A 19,113-nucleotide genomic window follows, 5' to 3' on the forward strand; every position below is an offset into this window, starting at 1 on the left:
CTACGGAAATTTAAATCCGTTTCTGGCTAGAGGTTTATGGTTCTATCGTTTGTTATTCTGGTTCTGGGCTTTATCGCCTTAGTTTGGAGTGCCGATCGCTTTGTATTCGGAGCTGCAGCGTTAGCACGTAACTTTGGCGTGCCAACCTTAATCGTAGGGTTAACCATTGTTGCCATGGGCTCTTCTGCACCAGAAATGATGGTCGCTGCGCAAGCGGCACTCGCCGACAAAACCGATACCGCGGTAGGTAATGCCATTGGCTCTAATATAGCTAATATTTTACTGGTGCTAGGGATCACCGCTTTACTGAGGCCCTTATCTGTCGGCTCCGGTATTTTACGCCGAGAAATGCCGCTATTAATTCTGGTTTCCTTGGGTGCCTGGTACATCGTCAGTGATAATACCTTTAGCTTTACCGAAGGGGTGGTCTTGTTAGTGGGCTTTATCACCTTTATCGTGGCGCTCATTATCGTCACCAAAAACAGTGGCGGCCAAAGTGATGACCCCTTAGTCAGCGAAGCTTGCGACGAAGTGCCCGATAATATCCCCACCCAAAAAGCCGTTTTTTGGCTCGTTGTCGGCATGGTGCTGTTACCAATTAGTGCCGATTATTTAGTCGGTGCTGCGGTGGATATTGCCAAATACTTTGGCATGAGCGATCTATTAATTGGACTGACCATCATTGCCATTGGTACCAGTTTGCCGGAATTAGCAGCCTGTATTGCTGGGGTGCTGAAAAATGAAGATGACTTAGCCCTGGGCAACATCATTGGCTCCAATATTTTTAATATCCTCGCTGTTTTATCCATTGCTGGCATTATCAACCCCGCTAATTTAGATTTAAACATAGCGTCGCGAGACATTTATATCATGCTTGGTGCCACACTGTTGTTATTGCTTATGAGCCTGAGCATCACTGGCAAACGTCGCATCAACCGCATTGAAGGTGGCTGCTTGCTAGCTGGATTTACGGCGTACATTTATTACATTATTTAGGGACTGGCTGTGTCAACACATCATTTCATTGCTTCTGCCAAGCACGTTTTTGCAACCGAGCTCGCTGCAATCGAAGAAGTGCAGCGTTTTGTCGACTCAGAGTTTGCTGCAGCCTGTGAACTCATGTTTAACTGTAAAGGCCGGATTATTATCGTTGGTATGGGAAAATCGGGCCATATTGGTAACAAGATAGCCGCAACCCTAGCCAGCACTGGTAGCCCTGCGTTTTTCGTGCACCCAGGAGAGGCTAGTCACGGCGATTTAGGCATGATCACTGCGGATGACGTCATTGTCATGATTTCCAACTCAGGGGAAACCCAAGAGGTGGTGTCAATTTTACCTGTGATCAAACGCCTTGGCGCCCCGGTCATTGCCATGACCGGAAACCCAGAATCAACGATGGCGAAAAATGCCACGGTTCATGTCTGTGTTAAAGTGTCTAAAGAAGCGTGCCCACTAGGGTTAGCGCCCACGGCCAGCACCACAGCAACCTTAGTGATGGGCGATGCCATGGCGGTCGCTTTACTCGAAGCGCGAGGCTTCACCGCGGATGACTTTGCCCTCTCTCACCCTGGTGGCAGCCTTGGTAAACGCTTACTGCTGACACTCAATGATGTAATGCACAGCGGGGATACTATCCCTATGGTCCATGAGCTCAGCACAGTGAAAGAAGCCTTATTTGAAATGTCAGCTAAAGGCTTAGGTATGACTGCCATTGTCGATGACCAAAAAAGCCTCAAAGGGATTTTTACCGATGGTGACTTGCGTCGTATTATCGAGCAAAAAGTCGATATTCATAGCACTCCTATCACCCAGGTAATGACGGCCAAATGCACCACCGGGAAAGCCAATATGTTGGCAGCTGAAGTGCTTAATATTATGGAAAAAAAGCGCATCAATGGCTTAATTGTGGTGGATGATAACAACACCCCGATTGGTGCTTTGAATACTCAAGATTTGCTGCGAGCAGGAGTGTTATAATGCAGTTTCAAGATTTATATCAGCCCATATCTGAGTCCGCTTGGCAGCAAGCCAGCAACATTAAATTACTTATTTGCGACATTGACGGTGTTTTTTCCGATGGTCGCATATACTTAGGCAATAATGGCGAAGAACTAAAAGCGTTTAATACCAAAGATGGATTTGGCGTCAAAGCGCTCATCGCAAGTGGCGTTGAAGTGGCCGTTATCACCGGTCGCCATTCACACATTGTTCAGCAGCGTATGACTAGCTTGAATGTAAGGCACATTTATCAAGGCCAAGAGGACAAGTTGCAAGCCTATCAAGCACTGAAAAACACACTCAATCTAAGCGATAGTGACATTGCCTATATAGGCGATGACGGCCCAGATTTACCAGTGATGGAGCAAGTGGGTTTTGCGGTAGCGGTCAACGATGCTCACCCGGTAATTAAACAAATTTCAGATTACATTACCTTGCAGCCAGGAGGCTTTGGCGCAGTGCGAGAGCTCACTGACTTATTGATGTTAAGCCAAGGTCATAGCCTAACCACCAAAGGGGTCAGTGCATGACCGCTCTTCGTGTCATCTTACTTATTGTTTTCGCTGCCATCATGGTGTGGATGTGGTCTCCCATGTTCAACCAAGATACTAGCCGCAAAAGCCAAGGAGATGAGCCGCTGGCTAAACCTGACTATGTCGCCACCGCATTACAACAAACCACCTACAGTGAAAACGGCTTGCTCAACTATCAAGTCACGGCAGATAAGATGGAACTCTATCAAGACCTTGGTTTTAGCCATTTTGAGAAACCCATTTTTACCTTGTACAACGGCGAGCAAAATTGGCGCATTAGCGCCCTTGAAGCCACATTATATGAAAACAACACCCTGATTTTAGAGGGCCAGGTACTAGCACAAAACTTAGTGCCAAACGCCATGATAAGCGATATTAACGCCGATAATGTCAGAGTCGATATTAAGCAAAAATTGATGAAGTCGGAACATCCAGTCATTATTACAGGTCCTAGTGTTAAGATCACCGGAAAAGGCCTGCATGCGGATTTACACAACCAAGTGATCGAACTCATCAATCACACTAAGACAATTTATTATGACCAGTAAAGTAATGAACAAACTCGTTTTTTTAGGCCTATTAGCTGCCGCTACCAACGCGCTCGCCGCGGAGCAAAATGAAGTCATCATCGACTCCGGAAGACAGCAAGCCCAGCTACAGAGCAACATTGGTATTTTTGAGCAAAACGTGGTGATTATCCATGGTGACAGGAAAATCCAAGCCGACCGCCTAGAGGTCCATCGTCGCGCAGAGCTTGGCACCAACAAACAATTATTGGTTGCCACCGGAAGCCCAGCTATTTTTAGCGAAAAACAAGCGGATGGTAGTTTGTTAGAGGCTAAAGCCAATGAAATTCGTTACGACGTAGCAGCTCTGACGCTGGTTATTTCCGGTGACGCCGAAATTAGCCAAGCTGGACAAAAAATTAATGCCCAAGTCATCACCTATGATATTGAACAACAACTGATCAGCGCTGAACGTTCGGGGCAACAGGATTCCAGGGTCAGAACCGTATTAGTGCCGGTTGATGAGGACGATGAAAACAAAAAAGAAAAAGAACCACAACCATCGCAAGGTAACAATCCATGAGCGTATTAACAGCAACTGGGCTTGCGAAAAGCTACAAAGGCCGACAGGTGGTCAAAAATGTTGAGTTAAGCGTTGAAGCTGGCAGCATTGTCGGTTTATTAGGGCCTAATGGCGCTGGCAAAACCACCACGTTTTATATGATCGTAGGCTTAGTGCCTAGCGACAAAGGTGAAATTAGCATAAATGATGAAGACATCACGTTATTGCCAATGCACAGCCGCGCCCGAATGGGGATAGGCTATTTACCCCAAGAGTCCTCGATTTTTCGTAAGCTTTCCGTATACCAAAACTTAATGGCCATTTTAGAGACCCGTAAGGACTTAACCAAAGCCCAACGTGAAACCGAACTCAATGAACTATTAGATGAGTTTAATATCCAGCATATTCGCGACTCACAGGGAATGGCACTGTCTGGTGGCGAACGACGTCGAGTAGAGATCGCCCGAGCTCTGGCGGCCAACCCGAAATTTATTCTCCTTGATGAACCTTTTGCTGGTGTTGATCCCATTTCGGTGTTAGATATAAAGACCATAATTGAGCACTTAAAAAATCGTGGCATTGGCGTGCTAATTACCGATCATAATGTCAGGGAAACCCTTGATGTATGTGAAAAAGCTTATATTGTTTCACATGGGGAATTAATCGCATCAGGTACGCCAGAACACGTTTTAGCCGATCAAACCGTAAGAGATGTCTACCTAGGCGAACAATTCAAGCTATAGTTAAGACGTAGTAATAATAACTGTTATAAGGGATTGTTAAAGATACATGAGGCAATCATTACAGCTGCGCATGGGGCAGCAACTTACAATGACTCCACAACTGCAACAGGCGATACGCTTGCTGCAGCTCAGTACCTTGGATTTGCAACAGGAAATCCAAGAAGCACTGGATAGCAACCCGTTGCTAGAAGTGGAAGAAGGTGAAAACGCTGATACCGAAAGCTTGGAGCAAAACAACCAAGAAAAATCCGCTGCAGACGAAGGTCAAGCATCTCAGGAAGAAGCGCCTGTCAGTGATTATGAGCTCGATTCTGATACCGCCATGAGCAAAGACACGGTTAGCGATGACTTAGCCATGGACGTCACTTGGGATGAGTATATGAGTGCAGCCCCTGTTGCCAGCTCAGCTCCTCTTCCAGATGATGATAATGTTTATCAAGGAGAAACATCTGAGTCGCTGCATGACTATTTGATGTGGCAATTAGAGCTCACTCCTTTTAGTCCCACGGATAGAGCCATTGCTATTGCCATCATTGAGGCGGTCGATGTCTCTGGATTACTCACCCTAAGCTGTGAAGACATTCTCGACAGCATTAATGACGCAGAAGCAGAGGAACCGATAGAGTTAGACGAGGTGGAAGCCGTACTCAAGCGTGTGCAGCTGTTTGACCCTGTTGGTGTTGCTGCACGGAGCTTGCAAGAGTGTTTGTGTATACAGCTTAATCAGTTTGCATCAGAGACACCTTGGCTGGCAGAAACCAAAATGATCCTCACTGAGCACATCGATCTACTGGCGAGCCGAGATTACCGTACCTTAGCGAAAAAGACGCGGTTAAAAGAGGCCGAATTGAAAGAGGTGATGACGCTGATCCACAGCCTCAATCCCAAGCCGGCCGCCAGCATTATTCGTGAAGAGCCTGAGTATGTCATCCCTGATGTCTCGGTGAAAAAAGTAAAAGGTCGCTGGGTAGTCGAACTCAATCCTGATGCCATGCCAAAAATCCGCGTCAATGATCATTATGCGGCCATGTCTAGAACCGCTCGCTCTAGTGCTGATAGCCAATTTATTCGCTCCCACTTACAAGAAGCTAAGTGGTTTATTAAAAGTCTAGAAAGCCGTAATGATACTTTATTAAAAGTAACCAATTGCATTGTCCAGCAACAACAGGCATTCTTTGAACATGGCCCTGAAGCAATGCGCCCAATGGTACTTAATGATGTCGCTGAGATGGTTGATATGCATGAGTCTACAATTTCTCGTGTCACCACCCAGAAGTATATGCATACGCCTCGTGGTATCTTTGAGTTAAAGTATTTCTTCTCTAGCCATGTCAGTACCGAAAACGGCGGTGAGTGCTCATCTACCGCGATTAGAGCGCTCATCAAAAAGCTAATAGCTGCAGAAAACACCGCTAAGCCATTAAGTGATAGCAAAATTGCAGATATTTTAGCTGAGCAAGGAATTAAGGTAGCGAGACGTACGATTGCAAAATATCGTGAATCCCTAGCCATTCCACCGTCAAATCAACGTAAAAGCTTGATTTAAGACGTAAAAAACCAAGAAGGAAAATGCTTATGCAACTAAATCTAACTGGTCGCCATGTAGAAATCACAGACTCATTACGAGACTATGTCACCAACAAGTTTGCGAAGCTAGAGAGGCATTTTGATCATATAAATAACGTTCACGTGATCCTTGATGTTGAAAAGCTGGTACAAAAAGCAGAGGCAACATTACACGTCAATGGCGGTGAGCTGTTTGCATCGACCGAGCATCAAGATATGTATGCGGCAATTGATAAGCTCATTGATAAGCTAGACCGTCAAGTTATCAAACACAAAGAGAAGCTCACTCGACACTAAAATGAAATTATGCACATTAGTGAACAAGGACTGTAGCAAAGCTGCGGTCCTTTTTAATAGCAAAAAAAGAATTCTAGAATACATCAGTGAACTGGCTCACCAGCAACTTCCTGATGTTAGCAAACACGTCATTCTCGATGCGTTAATGACACGGGAAAAGCTCGGCAGTACTGGGATAGGAAAAGGCATTGCCATACCCCATGGTCGGTTGCAAGGTATTGAGCAAATTCTGGCGATGGTGCTGGTGAGTGAGCAGCCGATCGCCTTTGAAGCAATCGACAAGCAACCCGTGGACATTTTTGTCGCTTTTATTGTCCCTGAGGGCAATAATGAAGAACACTTAAAAACTTTAGCTGCTATCGCTGAAAAACTGCAAGACAAATCGTTTTGTAAACAGCTACGGCACGCCAAGACCGATCAAGAGCTTTACGCAGTTATCCAAGGAGACGATAATGGGTGATGAAGACAAGGGGTTAGAGTTAATCATTATTAGTGGCCGTTCTGGTTCTGGTAAATCAGTGGCTTTACGCGTGCTAGAGGACTTAGGCTATTACTGTGTTGATAACATCCCGGTCAACCTGTTGCCTTCTTTGGTGCGCAGCGTATCCGATAACTACAATAAAATCGCTGTCAGCATCGACGTTAGAAACCTACCCAAAGAACAAGACGAATTTAACGACATTCTTGAGTACCTTCCTGGATTTGCTAAGCCCGCTCTATTTTATTTAGATAGTGACGATCAGACCCTTATAAAGCGCTTTTCTGAAACCCGACGTTTACACCCATTATCGCTGCATAACTTACCACTCGATTTAGCAATAAAAAAAGAGCGCGAGCTATTGGATGTCTTGATCACCCGTGCTGACTTTTTACTCGACACTACCAGCCTCAGTGTCCACCAGCTTGCTGAAGAGATCCGCGAGAAGATTTTAGGTAAAAAAGACAAACAACTGATCATCACCTTTGAGTCATTTGGTTTCAAACATGGTATCCCCAAACAAGCCGACTACGTGTTTGATGCCCGTTTTTTGCCCAATCCTCATTGGGAGCCAGAACTAAAACCGTTAACGGGATTAGATCAGCCGGTGATTGACTACCTTGCTAGCCACAGCATAGTGCAGAAGTTTACTTGGCAAATTCAAACTTTCGTGCAAACTTGGCTGCCACATCTAGAGCGAAATAACCGCAGTTATTTAACCATAGCCATTGGCTGTACTGGCGGTCAGCACCGCTCTGTTTATCTTGCGCAAACCATTGGTGAACGCTTTGCCAAAACCCACAGTAACGTCAAAATACGCCACCGTGAGCAGGAAGGCTAATGCAACAAGGGACCTTTTTAATCAAAAACAAACTCGGCTTGCATGCCAGAGCCGCGTCGGTGCTGGCGCAACTAGCGACGCAATTTGATGCCTCAGTCACGCTTTATCAAGGCGATAAGTCAGCCGCCGCTGATAGCGTACTAGCACTGTTGTTGCTTGAGAGCAGCCAAGGTAAAGAGGTCAAGGTGGTGTGCGAAGGCCCTGATGCCGATAAAGCGCTGGCTGAAATTGGCGCCTTGATTGAAAACAAATTCCACGAGGATGAGTAATACCAAGCTGTTTGGGTAACTCATCTTTACTGTCCTATCTTCACATCCTGTCGCCATAGCGGATCTGGTGGCGCTTTTGCTTTACTCTACTTGGTAGTTTTTTGTAAAGTGGGTTACACTGTATTGCCCTCCTGGCGCTGCATGTAAGGTTGGTTCTCTGCAATAAAATAACAAAATAGCTAGGGTAAAATATAAAACCAACAACCATAGTATTCAGTATTAACACGCAAAAGGATGCCTATGCCTGAAGTATTTGAGCAAGACTACACACTGGAACAACTGCAAAAGGTGACAAAAGCCTTAAACAGTGGACAGTTTGTTCAAGTTCGGCGGGTATTAGCTGAAACCGCACCGTGTGATACTGCTCTTTTACTCGAGTCTTCACCCCATAAAGTCCGTGCCATGCTCTGGCAATTGGTCGACCCAGATATTCAGGGGGATGTCCTTGAAGAACTGTCCGAGGACGTGCGTTTGGGGATCATCGCGCAGATGGAACCTGAGCTCATCGCAGCGGCTACCGAGGACATGGATGACGACGATCTCGGCGACGTATTAAGAAGCCTGCCTGATACCGTTTATCAAGACGTGATTGGCGCCATGGATAGCCAAGACCGCGATCGCGCCACCCAAGCCTTATCGTACAAAGAGCACTCTGCCGGTGCTTTAATGAGCACCGATACCGTCACCATTCGCCCCGACGTCACCTTGGAAGTGGTATTTCGTTACTTGCGCTTAAAAGGTGAGTTACCCGATGGCACCGATGAGCTCTATGTGGTCGACAAAGACAACTGCTTTTTAGGGGCGTTAACCATCAATTTATTATTAACCAGCTCACCTGAGAGCTTGGTGCGTGACTTGATGGATGAAGACAAGGAAACCATCCCTATCTCGATGGATGAATCCGAAGTGGCACAACTTTTTGAGCGTCACAACTGGATCTCAGCGCCTGTGGTGGACGATAACGCGCATTTGCTAGGCCGAGTCACCATCGATGACGTAGTTGATGTTATTCGTGAGGACGCTGAGCACAGCTTACTAAGCATGGCCGGTCTTGAGGATGAAGAAGATACCTTTGCACCGGTGATGAAAAGTAGCCAGCGCCGCTCTATTTGGCTTGGCATTAATCTTTTAACGGCGTTACTGGCGGCCTTCGTTGCCAGTTTCTTTGAAGGCACGTTAGATATTCTGCCCATTCTTGCGGTATTAAATGGCATTGTGCCCAGTATGGGTGGTGTGGCTGGTAGCCAAACGCTCACCTTGGTGATACGTGGTATCGCCCTTGGCCACATTAACCAAACCAACCAACGATTTTTACTCGGCAAAGAGCTGGCCATTGGCGCGCTCAATGGCGTGCTTTGGTCTGTGCTCATCGCTGGGGTGATTGCTATCTGGCAGTGGGACTTTAAACTCGGCGGCGTAATTGCCTTTGCAATGTTTATGAACCTGGTGGCGGCAGGTATTGCCGGCGCCAGTATACCCATCATTTTAAAGAGAATGAACATCGACCCAGCATTGGCCGGCAGTGTGGTGCTCACCACAGTCACCGATATAGTGGGTATTTTTGCTTTCTTAGGTACCGCAACCTGGCTGCTGGTTTAGGGTATTAGAACGATGCTGGCACATGCCAGCACCGTGGGCCGCGTTACTCTCCACCAACTTGCATATTATTAACCAGCACCGAGCCAGTTTGCACCGCGCCGCGCTGCTCAATATCACCGCCAATGCCCTCAATGCCCATAAACATGTCTTTTAGGTTTCCGGCAATGGTGATTTCGCTAACGGGGTATTGGATTTCGCCATTTTCCACCCAGAACCCTGCCGCGCCACGGGAGTAATCACCCGTCACCGTATTAACACCTTGTCCCATAAGCTCGGTTACCAACAACCCAGTACCCATATTAGCGAGCAAGCTAGTGAGATCATCGTGAGTTGGCTTGACCAGCCAATTGTGAATACCCCCGGCGTGCCCCGTCGCTTCCATTCCTAAGCGTCGCGCTGCATAGCTTGCCAACAGGTAAGTATTTAGCACGCCATCGGTGATAATATCGCGGTCCACCGTCTTGACTCCTTCACTATCAAAGGGGCTAGACGCTAAGCCACGCATTAAGTGAGGCTTTTCTGTAATGTTGACACAAGGGTTAAAGATTTGCTCACCAAGTGTGTCGAGTAAAAAGCTCGATTTACGATAAAGAGCTCCACCGCCAATACCGGCAACAAGGTGGCCAAACAAGCTATTGGCGATGTCGGCACGAAATACCACCGGCACTTTTGCTGTTGATACTTTACGGCTCCCAAGCTTTGCCAGTGTTGCGGTGGCAGCTTCCAAGCCAACATCGTGGGCCGATTTCAACTCACTATGAACTCGAGAAATGGTGTAAGCAGAGTCACGTTGCATTTGCTCGCCTTCCTTACCAATCACCATAGTGCTTAAGGTATGGCGAGTGCGCGGATAGCCGGCAATGAGTCCGTGGCTATTACCATATACTCGGATCCCTTGGTGACTGGCAAGGCTGGCGCCATCGGAATTAACAATTCTGGGGTCGGCTTCCAGTGCTGCTTTTTCTGCTTCAATACACTGAGCGACTCCCTCTTCGGGCGTTAATTGCCATGGGTGAAATAAGTCCAGCTGCGGTGGCGACATTTCCAGTAGCACTTTATCGGCAATACCATTACAAGGGTCATCCGAGGTAAAACGCGCAATATCAACGGCTTTTTCTACCACTGTGCGCAAGGTCTCAGGGCTTAGATCTGCGGTAGACGCCGAGCCCTTATGATTACCGACATATACACTGATCCCCAAGCCGCCATCTTGGTTAAACTCTATGGTTTCAACCTCCCCCATACGGGTGCTAACAGAGAGCCCTGAGGTGCTCGACATGGCAGCTTCAGCAGAGGTTGCACCAAGCTTTTTAGCATGCTTAAGCACCTCTTCTACGGCATTTTTTACTTCATCAATTTGGCTATATATTGGGTCTTGTGAGGAGTGCGTCATAGATACCTTATCCGCTCGTACTTATTGGCAAGTGTGATATAAATAGTATTGGCTAATAATCGTAACACAGCCATTCGCTATTGTAGTGATCAATTGTGGTATACTTTGCATAATTCACCAACGATAAACAGATCAAAGCAATGGCAAAAGACGAGCAAAATACCGAAGAAGAAATCATCTATGTTTCTAAGACCGAGCTAAAACGTGATGCCCAAGAGCTGCACGAGTTAGGCTGTGAAATTGCCGCGTTAGGCAAGAAACAACAAGAAAAGTTACCCCTGTCCGATGAGCTGAAGGAAGCGATGAAGGTAGCGGATAAGATCCGTGCCAAAACCGACGCTTACCGTCGTCACATGAATTACATTGGCAAGACGTTACGCAGCACCAGTAATATTGACGAGATCCAAGCAGCCATGGATATTCTGCTCAACCGCAATAACCAAGCTGATGTCTTATTAAATCAAATTGAAACCACCCGTGATGAGGTCATAGCTCAAGGAGACAGCAAGATTAATGAGCTGCTGAACAGCTATCCAGAGTTAGAACGTCAAAAGATGCGTCAGTTAGCCCGACAAGCCAACAAAGAGCTCAAAGCGGAAAAGCCAGGCAAAGCCTACAAAGAGCTGTTTCAGTACCTTAAAGATGCCATCATGCCATGAGGGTATGTGGCCTAGAGGGAGCTCGCTCCCTCTAACCTTTAGCGTTTATGCCGTGCCACCTACGGTGATTTCGTCAATTTTAAGACTGGGTTGGCCAACGCCCACAGGCACACTCTGACCGTCTTTACCACACACCCCAACCCCTTTATCTAAAGCCAGATCATTGCCTACCATAGAGACCTTTTTCATCACTTCAGGGCCGTTGCCAATTAACGTGGCTCCCTTGATTGGCTGAGTAATTTTGCCATTTTCAATCAGGTAAGCTTCAGACGCCGAGAAAACAAACTTACCCGAAGTGATATCGACCTGTCCTCCACCAAAGTTGCTGGCAAAAATACCTTTATCGACACTGCGAATGATTTCTTCCTGAGTGTGCTCACCTGGCAACATATAGGTGTTGGTCATACGCGGCATAGGTAAATGCGCATACGACTCCCGACGGGCATTGCCAGTTGGCGCCACGCCCATGAGTCCGGCGTTGTGCTTGTCTTGCATATAGCCTTTCAACACGCCTTTTTCAATCAGCACGTTGTACGCCGCTGGCGTGCCTTCGTCATCCACGTTTAATGAGCCACGGCGATCGGCAATGGTGCCATCGTCCACCACAGTACAAAGGCTAGAAGCAACCTGTTGACCAATGCGACCACTAAATGCAGAGGCTTCCTTACGATTAAAGTCACCCTCTAGGCCATGGCCTACTGCTTCGTGTAACAACACGCCTGGCCAACCGGCCCCCAGCACCACAGGCATCGCACCAGCTGGCGCATCTATCGCTTCGAGGTTAACCCGAGCTTGGCGCACCGCTTCTTTGGCAAACTGCATCCAGCGGGGTTCACCATCCACTAACTCTTTAAAGTAGCCATAGTCTAACCTAGCACCGCCACCAGCACTGCCGCGCTCTCGGCGACCATTTTTTTCCAACAACACCGAGCAGTTTAAGCGGATCAAGGGCCTGATATCAGTGGCAAACGTGCCATCGCTGGCGGCAATAAGCACCTCTTCATACACCGCTGAAATAGAACTAACAACCTGCTGCGCTTCTGGCGCGAGATCGCGAATACAACCTTCCACCTCTCGTAACAAAGCGACCTTATCCGCATCCGTCATGCTCATGATGGGCTGTGCAGGCTGAAAGTGCAGTGGGGCTTTAACGTCACTGAACACTTGTACCGAGTCATTGTTACCAGCACTAGCGATACTACGAGCGGCTTCTGCCGCTTTGTTCAAGGCTTCTAGGTTAATGGCATCGGAATAGCTAAACCCCGTCTTCTCGCCACTGATCGCCCGTACACCGACACCGCGTTCGATATTATAGCTACCGTCTTTTACCACGCCATCTTCAAGCACCCAGGTCTCATGATGACTTGATTGGAAGTAAAGATCGGCATAATTTACTTGGTGCTGATGAATATAAGCTAGCGTTTGTGCTAACTGCTCGCGCGTCAACTGACTATTGGCCAGTAAATTTTGCTCTACATTACTCATAAAAACTCACTTTTAAATCGATTGTGACTCGCAACGGGCATTTTGCCACGGATTTCTTTTAGGTAACTCAAATCTAATTGCTGCTGCAGTGGCGTTAATGCCGTACCAGAATCGCCTAACACCTCTCCCCAAGGTGACACAATTAAGCTATGACCATAAGTATCACGGCCATTGTCATGGTGGCCTGACTGTGCAGCTGCGATAACATAGCACTGTGTTTCAATGGCTCTGGCTTGTAATAGCGGCTGCCAATGTGCCGCTCCGGTGCTACAAGTAAATGCACTTGGTACTAAGATCAGCTCAGCACCTTGCTGCCGTAAACGCTGATACAGTCCCGGAAAACGCAGATCATAACAGACACTTAGACCAATTAAACCAAATGGGCTGTTGACTACGGTTGTGGCGTCGCCGGGCTGTGTCCGTGCCGACTCGCGGTATTGCTGGGTGCTGTCATTAACATCGGCATCAAAAAGATGGATCTTATTATAGCGGGCGACCACCTCACCAACATCATTAAACAATAAACTGGTGGCATAATATTTTTCATCGTTGCTTGGGGTGGCTATGGTGCCAGCGGCTAACCAAATGTTGAACTCGCGGCACAATTGCGCCAGTTGTGCTATGTGTTGTTCACTGTGCTGTGCTACTTGCCAACTTTGTGCCGCTGTAGCACAAAAAGCCAACCAGGTTTCGGGTAAACACACCAAGGTCGGCGCTGTGATTTGCAGCTGTTGTAACTGTGCTCTCAGGTAAGCTAAATTGTCTTGTGGTTCTGGTGTTGAACGCATAGGCAGCGCAATTACGTTAGCCATTACCTTTCTCCTGCTGTACTTGCTGAGGTTGTAACTCCTCACTTTGAGCTTGCTCTGGTTGCAAAGCAGGCTCGCCGGAGGTCGGGTTTTCTCCCTCAGGCACTATCGGCTGCGGTAATTCAACCTCTTTACTCTTACGGTCGACTTCAGTCACTATGGGTTCTTGCATGGTCCCGGTAATTTTGAAATTAATTTCCGAGATCACACGGGCAGAGTGGATCACTTTATCTAATGCCAAAGCGGCCAGCCCAGTCACTGGGTTCACCGCCCAAGCCATGATCACCGGTAAACTCGAGGTAACCTGTGGCGCGACCGCAAGATCATAATTAATTTCGTGATTGTTGAGGTTAGCATAACCTCGAATTGATAAATCAGCGGGCACGCCGTCTAACTTTGAGTCATCACTGTAAGCAATGCCCTTATCTATGCGTACTTTGCCACTCATACTGTTGTAAAAAAAGCCTTTCGAAAAAACATCGCGAAAGTCCAACCTAAGCTTGCGGATCAAAGAGTCCAAACTCAGTAACGAGAACACTCGCGCGCCTTTATCGCTGATCTCAGCCAAGTGCCCTTCTCCGAGCCGCCAATCTAACTCACCGGCTAGGCTTGCAACATTGAGATCGTAAGGCGCACCTTGCCATGCCAGGTCGAATTCAATATTGGCACTGGAGTCTTTGATGGTAGAGGTAATATCAAACTCATCCGTTAGCTCACCAAAATCATCACTTATCAGCACTCCGTTAAAACGGCTCTGGCCCAGCTCAAAGCGTCCGCTGGCATTGAGCTGGTGTTCTTCTTTATCTATCACCAACTCCGAAATATTCAACTTCTCACCGTCCCCGAATAAAGATAAATTGACTCGGTCTAACTGGTAGTCATCCACCTTGCAGTCACTGCAGACAAATTCTGTCGCGGGTAGGGTTAATAACCAATCTAAAGAACGCAAAGGACTTTCTTCACTTTGCGGTAATAACTCTGTTTGTTGCTCTTGAGGTAAGTTTAGCCGCAGATAATCACTATTGATATGAATTGGACGGCTGGAGCTGGATGCAGGAATGCTGACTTGGGTGCGCATTTCTTTGCTGTTTAGTCGTAATAACGTTCCTGACTGCGCTGGGGTCAGCGTAAATTCAACATCGTGAAATGGAATATCAGCAAACGATAAGCTGGCAAATTGCCCTTGCACCCGATTAAGAGCAGGGAAAAAGCTTTTTCCTTCAGAGCGGTTAGCTGCATTGGTAATGTTCTTTAACAAGGGTAACCATGGCAATAACTCGGTGTTTTGTTGTGCGATGGTGACATCAAAACCTTGAGTGTTTAAGCCTAAGTCTTGCTCGGCTAAAATCAGGTGGGCGTTGTCCATGCGCCCAGAGTCGTTGCCAATAATGGCATTAAAATAGAGTTGCTCACCCCAGTTGGCGGTGATTAAATTCGAAATATCATCACCTAAGACGGTGCCTCGCAGTAATGTTGTTTGCTCGGCCGGCTTGTGTAGCGGCTGCGGTAATTGGCTGGCTACCCCGCGTAAATCCGAGTCAAACTTTGCCTTATAACTAAAGCCAGTATCAGCAAAGCGCAGTGCCAAGGAGGCATTAAGGGTGGTCGTTCCAGCTAAGTAATTATCTAGGATGCCATTAGTATGTGGTTGCAGCTTCGCCATCTCGGCTTGTAATTCAATATCACTATCGAGCTGATATAGTGTGCTATCACCACTGCCACTAAGCTGTAAAGATAAAGGCATGTCTAACCATGATGCCCTCAACTGCTCAATGGTAATAGTATCATCAACAAATGCCACTCGGCCTGAGACATCCGTGAGTTGCATACCGGGTTTAGATAAATAAACCCGATTATTATCGAGCCACACCTCTCCCTGAGCTTGGGTTGCACCCGAGCGGAGGTCTACCTGCAATTGAATATCACCACGAGCCGGCTGTTCAACTTGTACCACGGAAAATATATTGGCTAAGGGGTCCGCCAAAGGAGTGGCTGCAAAAAAAGGCTGTAATGTCTGACCTGGCGTTTGATGATTAATATCCACCGTTAAAATATCAGCATTACTTAAATCCGCGATGCTGACCACCACGCCTTCTTGGATCCTTTGGTTGAGCAACTTGCCGCTGTGCGCGTAAATGTCCATGCGCTGGTTTTCAAAGTGTAGCTCGACCTCCCCCTGTTGCACGTTCGGCCAGTCCGGGGCAAAGCTGAAGATCACATCATTCAGTTGTGATTTCACCTCAAACTGCCCCTCTTTATTGGCATATGGAAAATGCTGCAAAGGGCCATTCAGTAATACTTGAGTGGTTAAGTGTTGGCCACTGATAATGCCTCGCTCTAAGTAATCCACTAGGTTATCTCGCATAATGCTAACAGGGAAATAGCTGTCTGCAATTTCACCGCGGCCACCCAGTAGCTCGGCATACAGTGCAAGCTCTGGTTGCTCACCTAACTGCAAGGTAAACTCTGTGCTTAGGGCAAGGTCTTGGTTACTCAGCCACAAGTTGGGACTGGAAAGCTGCCATTGTTGTTGCAATGAGCGCTGCAAATAAATATCACCACTGAGCTGGGTTATTTTGAGGTTATCTTTGAAGGTCTCACGGGCCAAAAGCTGCACATTTTCAGCACTGAGGTTAAGGTGTGCTTGCTGATTAACGAAGTTAAACTCGGCGCGTGTGCCATACAGCCCAGGGATCCCTTCATAAGGCTGAAATGCCAGTTCATCAATAACTCCCCAAGCTGAAATATCGCCATTGTTCGCCACCGTTAGCTTAGCAGCACTGACCACGCCATTAGGGTTCATACCGTACAGCGCTTCACGCCCCGGAAACGACAATAACTGGGCCAACTCAGCCACAAAACTGATATTCAAATCCTCAAACCAAAGGGTTTTAGCGTCTGGCTGAATGACCGCCTCAACGTTCACCGGCACTAAGGCCTGTTGATCTCGGGTAAACTGAATACCACTACTTTTTACTCGCCATCCCTGTTGCTCTGGCGTCAGAATGAACTGGGCATCGTCCAGCGCTAAAGAGCTGGGTCTGTCGTCTTCCACCCAAGTGAGTACACTGGGTTTTATATCGACGCTAATATCTTGCAATGCTCCCGCACTAAAGCCAAGCCACAGCTGGGCATTAATATCGGCTTCAATGTCTGGGTATTGCAAGGTAACAAACTCCCCCAGCCACTCAACTGGGTTGACAGTATCGGCAGACACATAAATGTTACCATTGAGCTCCGAAAGTTTACTGCCAGAGAGCGATAAGCGAGCGTTAAATTGCCCTTGAGAAAACCCGGGTAAAGCGATTTCTCCGGTACCTTGATGGAGCTGAATCGAGTTTTGCCAGATCAAATCCTTAAGTAACAAGCTATGGGTTTTACCACTGTCAAAAGTTAAGTTTAAGCGGCTGTTTTGAATAGCAAAGTGACCAACATCGCCTAAAAATAAGCCTTCGATGAGGGCTTGTTGCTCAAAGTTTTGTTGTTCTTGTGAGGTTTTTAATTGCGCTAAATTAATGTCTGCTTCGAAGCCCTCGATAACAAAGTAATTAGATGCAATTTGCAGTCGCCGTAACGACTCTATGACATTAAGCTGCAGTGATGTTTTCGCGATCTCAACGGCAATAGGTGAATTTTGATTGTCTTTAAAAGAGAGCGACTCAAGTACCAGGGCGGGACCATTGCCCTCCCAACTGGCACTGATTTGACCGATGCTGATATCGATATTGAATTGCTTTTGTACTAAGGCCTCGATGTTGTCACGATACTCATTGGCATAGGGCAACGCATACTTTAGCGCCGACACCAATACCGCCAGTGTCACTAATGTGATAGCAAACAACTGCCACGCTTTACGAAGACAGAAAAAACAGACGGCCTTAGCCTGCATCAATGGATACCCTTACATCATTACAACGTCAAACTGCTCTTGGCTGTAGAGGCTTTCTGTTTGAATACTCACTTGTTTACCAATAAACAGTTCTAGTTCGGCGAGGTTATGATACTCATCATTTATCAGCGCCTCACTCACCGCTGGTGCAGCGTACACCATAAACTTATCGGCGTCATAGGCGCGATTCACCCGCACAATTTCTCGCAATATTTCATAGCATACGGTCTCAACGGTCTTTAACGAGCCACGACCCGCACACGAGGGGCAAACACCACAAAGAATATGCTCCAGGCTTTCACGGGTGCGTTTGCGCGTCATTTCTACCAGCCCCAAAGCCGACAAGCCATTAATATTGGCTTTCGCTCGGTCTTTGGACAACGCGGTTTCCAAAGAGTGCAATACGCGTCGTTTATGCTCATCAGAAACCATATCGATAAAGTCGATGATGATAATGCCGCCCAAATTACGAAGTCTTAATTGTCTGGCAATAGCAGACGTTGCTTCGACATTGGTATTGAAAATAGTTTCTTCGAGGTTACGATGACCAACAAAGGCACCGGTATTAACATCCACCGTGGTCATGGCTTCAGTTTGGTCGATTATGAGGTAACCACCGGACTTCAGCTCCACCTTGCGATGCAGGGCTTTTTGGATCTCGGTTTCGACATCGAATAAATCAAAAATAGGCCGTTCACCCGGGTAGTATTCCAAAGCCTGAGCCAACTGAGGAACAAATTCTTCAGTAAACTGTTTCAGCTCTTGGTAGGTCAACTTAGAGTCAACTCGAATACGCTCCATATCTTCCCCGACGTAATCCCTAAGGGTACGAAACGCGAGCGTTAAATCTTCGTGAAGAATGCTGGCTTTGCTGGTTTTACGACGGCGGCTAATGATTTTCTGCCAGAGCTTTTTTAAGAACTCAGCGTCGTGTTTTAGTTCAGCTTCCGTGGCCCCTTCCGCCGCGGTTCTGACAATAAAGCCACCATTTTCATCATTATACTCAGCCACAATGTCTTTTAACCTGTCGCGCTCGGCTTCGGTTTCGATGCGTTGGCTGACCCCGACATGAGTGGCATCAGGCATAAACACCAAATAGCGCGATGGGATGGTAATATCCGTGGTTAACCGTGCGCCTTTGGTGCCCAAGGGATCTTTAACCACTTGCACCATAATAAACTGGCCCTGTTTAACCAACTCCCGAATATCTTGCACCTTTTTTACTGGAGAGTCGTCTACGCCCTCTTCGATTGAGGCGCTATTAACAATATCTGAGGCATGCAAAAATGCCGCTTTCTCCAGACCAATATCCACAAATGCCGCTTGCATGCCGGGCAGTACGCGGCTTACTTTGCCCAAGTAGATATTCCCCACGATGCCAAGGTTACCGATACGCTCCACTTGCACTTCTTGCAGAACGCCATTCTCGATTAACGCGACTCGGCTCTCACTGGGCGTAACATTAATTAGTAACTCTGTACTCATA

The 19,113-nt window shown here is 47.2% G+C and carries 18 protein-coding genes; 13 read left to right on the forward strand and 5 right to left on the reverse strand.

The window, feature by feature from the left end; all coding sequences use genetic code 11:
• Window positions 1-36 precede the first annotated feature (36 nt).
• The 12 genes from ACNKW2_RS03310 to mgtE all read left to right on the forward strand — a co-directional run bounded on the left by ACNKW2_RS03310 (window position 37) and on the right by mgtE (window position 9,392).
• Entirely contained in the window at window positions 37-996 is a 960-nt protein-coding gene (locus tag ACNKW2_RS03310; protein WP_419147277.1) for a calcium/sodium antiporter, read from the forward strand.
• Window positions 997-1,005: 9 nt separating this feature from the next.
• Window positions 1,006-1,977, forward strand: coding sequence for a KpsF/GutQ family sugar-phosphate isomerase (locus tag ACNKW2_RS03315; RefSeq protein ID WP_419147278.1), 972 nt, complete (start codon window positions 1,006-1,008; stop codon window positions 1,975-1,977).
• Window positions 1,977-2,528, forward strand: coding sequence for a 3-deoxy-manno-octulosonate-8-phosphatase KdsC (kdsC, locus tag ACNKW2_RS03320; protein ID WP_419147279.1), 552 nt, complete (start codon window positions 1,977-1,979; stop codon window positions 2,526-2,528). Before ACNKW2_RS03315 ends, kdsC begins: the two co-directional genes overlap by 1 nt.
• Window positions 2,525-3,079, forward strand: a complete 555-nt coding sequence (gene lptC / locus ACNKW2_RS03325; RefSeq protein WP_419147280.1) for an LPS export ABC transporter periplasmic protein LptC — start codon at window positions 2,525-2,527, stop codon at window positions 3,077-3,079. The genes kdsC and lptC overlap by 4 nt, the downstream gene beginning before the upstream one ends.
• Window positions 3,069-3,620, forward strand: a complete 552-nt coding sequence (gene lptA / locus ACNKW2_RS03330; RefSeq protein ID WP_419147281.1) for a lipopolysaccharide transport periplasmic protein LptA — start codon at window positions 3,069-3,071, stop codon at window positions 3,618-3,620. The genes lptC and lptA overlap by 11 nt, the downstream gene beginning before the upstream one ends.
• Window positions 3,617-4,342, forward strand: coding sequence for an LPS export ABC transporter ATP-binding protein (lptB, locus tag ACNKW2_RS03335; protein ID WP_336567717.1), 726 nt, complete (start codon window positions 3,617-3,619; stop codon window positions 4,340-4,342). The genes lptA and lptB overlap by 4 nt, the downstream gene beginning before the upstream one ends.
• Window positions 4,343-4,388: 46 nt before the next feature.
• Window positions 4,389-5,888 (forward strand): RNA polymerase factor sigma-54, encoded by a 1,500-nt coding sequence (locus ACNKW2_RS03340; protein WP_419147282.1) that lies wholly within the window; start codon window positions 4,389-4,391, stop codon window positions 5,886-5,888.
• A gap of 29 nt (window positions 5,889-5,917) precedes the next feature.
• Complete coding sequence (hpf, locus tag ACNKW2_RS03345) at window positions 5,918-6,205, forward strand: ribosome hibernation promoting factor (RefSeq protein WP_336567720.1); 288 nt, start codon at window positions 5,918-5,920, stop codon at window positions 6,203-6,205.
• A 1-nt stretch (window position 6,206) separates the two neighbouring features.
• Window positions 6,207-6,665 (forward strand): PTS IIA-like nitrogen regulatory protein PtsN, encoded by a 459-nt coding sequence (gene ptsN, locus ACNKW2_RS03350; RefSeq protein ID WP_419147283.1) that lies wholly within the window; start codon window positions 6,207-6,209, stop codon window positions 6,663-6,665.
• Window positions 6,658-7,524 carry an RNase adapter RapZ gene (gene rapZ / locus ACNKW2_RS03355; protein WP_419147284.1) on the forward strand — a complete coding sequence of 289 codons (867 nt, stop codon included), beginning with the start codon at window positions 6,658-6,660 and terminating at the stop codon, window positions 7,522-7,524. The genes ptsN and rapZ overlap by 8 nt, the downstream gene beginning before the upstream one ends.
• The gene (locus ACNKW2_RS03360) at window positions 7,524-7,793 is read left to right on the forward strand and encodes an HPr family phosphocarrier protein (protein ID WP_419147285.1); all 270 of its coding nucleotides are present in this window, start codon (window positions 7,524-7,526) and stop codon (window positions 7,791-7,793) included. Before rapZ ends, ACNKW2_RS03360 begins: the two co-directional genes overlap by 1 nt.
• A 240-nt stretch (window positions 7,794-8,033) precedes the next feature.
• Complete coding sequence (mgtE, locus tag ACNKW2_RS03365; RefSeq protein ID WP_336567724.1) at window positions 8,034-9,392, forward strand: magnesium transporter; 1,359 nt, start codon at window positions 8,034-8,036, stop codon at window positions 9,390-9,392.
• A gap of 43 nt (window positions 9,393-9,435) precedes the next feature.
• Here mgtE and pmbA read toward each other — a convergent pair whose 3' ends face one another.
• Window positions 9,436-10,785, reverse strand: coding sequence for a metalloprotease PmbA (gene pmbA, locus ACNKW2_RS03370; protein ID WP_419147286.1), 1,350 nt, complete (start codon window positions 10,783-10,785; stop codon window positions 9,436-9,438).
• 140 nt (window positions 10,786-10,925) lie between these two features.
• Between pmbA and yjgA the strand changes: the two genes are divergently transcribed.
• Window positions 10,926-11,444: a ribosome biogenesis factor YjgA gene (yjgA, locus tag ACNKW2_RS03375; RefSeq protein ID WP_336567726.1), complete on the forward strand. Its 519-nt coding sequence runs from the start codon at window positions 10,926-10,928 to the stop codon at window positions 11,442-11,444.
• A gap of 45 nt (window positions 11,445-11,489) precedes the next feature.
• On the opposite strand, the gene tldD is transcribed toward yjgA, so the two are convergent.
• The 4 genes from tldD to rng are packed head-to-tail and all read right to left on the reverse strand — an operon-like array spanning window position 11,490 to window position 19,112.
• Window positions 11,490-12,929 carry a metalloprotease TldD gene (tldD, locus tag ACNKW2_RS03380; RefSeq protein WP_336567727.1) on the reverse strand — a complete coding sequence of 480 codons (1,440 nt, stop codon included), beginning with the start codon at window positions 12,927-12,929 and terminating at the stop codon, window positions 11,490-11,492.
• Window positions 12,926-13,741, reverse strand: coding sequence for a carbon-nitrogen hydrolase family protein (locus tag ACNKW2_RS03385; protein WP_419147287.1), 816 nt, complete (start codon window positions 13,739-13,741; stop codon window positions 12,926-12,928). Before ACNKW2_RS03385 ends, tldD begins: the two co-directional genes overlap by 4 nt.
• On the reverse strand, window positions 13,734-17,627 hold the full coding sequence (locus ACNKW2_RS03390; RefSeq protein WP_419147288.1) for a YhdP family protein: 3,894 nt from the start codon (window positions 17,625-17,627) through the stop codon (window positions 13,734-13,736). Before ACNKW2_RS03390 ends, ACNKW2_RS03385 begins: the two co-directional genes overlap by 8 nt.
• A 12-nt stretch (window positions 17,628-17,639) precedes the next feature.
• The gene (rng, locus tag ACNKW2_RS03395; protein WP_419147289.1) at window positions 17,640-19,112 is read right to left on the reverse strand and encodes a ribonuclease G; all 1,473 of its coding nucleotides are present in this window, start codon (window positions 19,110-19,112) and stop codon (window positions 17,640-17,642) included.
• Window position 19,113: the final 1 nt, after the last annotated feature.

Origin of the sequence: Pseudoalteromonas 'SMAR' (assembly GCF_048515945.1) — a bacterium.
GTDB lineage: Bacteria > Pseudomonadota > Gammaproteobacteria > Enterobacterales > Alteromonadaceae > Pseudoalteromonas.

Bases quoted from the DNA above. Each gene is read 5' to 3' on its own strand.
- ACNKW2_RS03390 (WP_419147288.1), bottom strand. From the start codon at position 17,627: ATGCAGGCTAAGGCCGTCTGTTTTTTCTGTCTTCGTAAAGCGTGGCAG.
- rapZ (WP_419147284.1), top strand. From the start codon at position 6,658: ATGGGTGATGAAGACAAGGGGTTAGAGTTAATCATTATTAGTGGCCGT.
- rng (WP_419147289.1), bottom strand. From the start codon at position 19,112: ATGAGTACAGAGTTACTAATTAATGTTACGCCCAGTGAGAGCCGAGTC.
- hpf (WP_336567720.1), top strand. From the start codon at position 5,918: ATGCAACTAAATCTAACTGGTCGCCATGTAGAAATCACAGACTCATTA.
- mgtE (WP_336567724.1), top strand. From the start codon at position 8,034: ATGCCTGAAGTATTTGAGCAAGACTACACACTGGAACAACTGCAAAAG.
- ACNKW2_RS03360 (WP_419147285.1), top strand. From the start codon at position 7,524: ATGCAACAAGGGACCTTTTTAATCAAAAACAAACTCGGCTTGCATGCC.
- kdsC (WP_419147279.1), top strand. From the start codon at position 1,977: ATGCAGTTTCAAGATTTATATCAGCCCATATCTGAGTCCGCTTGGCAG.
- ACNKW2_RS03310 (WP_419147277.1), top strand. From the start codon at position 37: ATGGTTCTATCGTTTGTTATTCTGGTTCTGGGCTTTATCGCCTTAGTT.
- lptB (WP_336567717.1), top strand. From the start codon at position 3,617: ATGAGCGTATTAACAGCAACTGGGCTTGCGAAAAGCTACAAAGGCCGA.
- ACNKW2_RS03340 (WP_419147282.1), top strand. From the start codon at position 4,389: ATGAGGCAATCATTACAGCTGCGCATGGGGCAGCAACTTACAATGACT.
- pmbA (WP_419147286.1), bottom strand. From the start codon at position 10,785: ATGACGCACTCCTCACAAGACCCAATATATAGCCAAATTGATGAAGTA.
- tldD (WP_336567727.1), bottom strand. From the start codon at position 12,929: ATGAGTAATGTAGAGCAAAATTTACTGGCCAATAGTCAGTTGACGCGC.
- lptC (WP_419147280.1), top strand. From the start codon at position 2,525: ATGACCGCTCTTCGTGTCATCTTACTTATTGTTTTCGCTGCCATCATG.
- yjgA (WP_336567726.1), top strand. From the start codon at position 10,926: ATGGCAAAAGACGAGCAAAATACCGAAGAAGAAATCATCTATGTTTCT.
- ptsN (WP_419147283.1), top strand. From the start codon at position 6,207: ATGAAATTATGCACATTAGTGAACAAGGACTGTAGCAAAGCTGCGGTC.
- ACNKW2_RS03385 (WP_419147287.1), bottom strand. From the start codon at position 13,741: ATGGCTAACGTAATTGCGCTGCCTATGCGTTCAACACCAGAACCACAA.
- lptA (WP_419147281.1), top strand. From the start codon at position 3,069: ATGACCAGTAAAGTAATGAACAAACTCGTTTTTTTAGGCCTATTAGCT.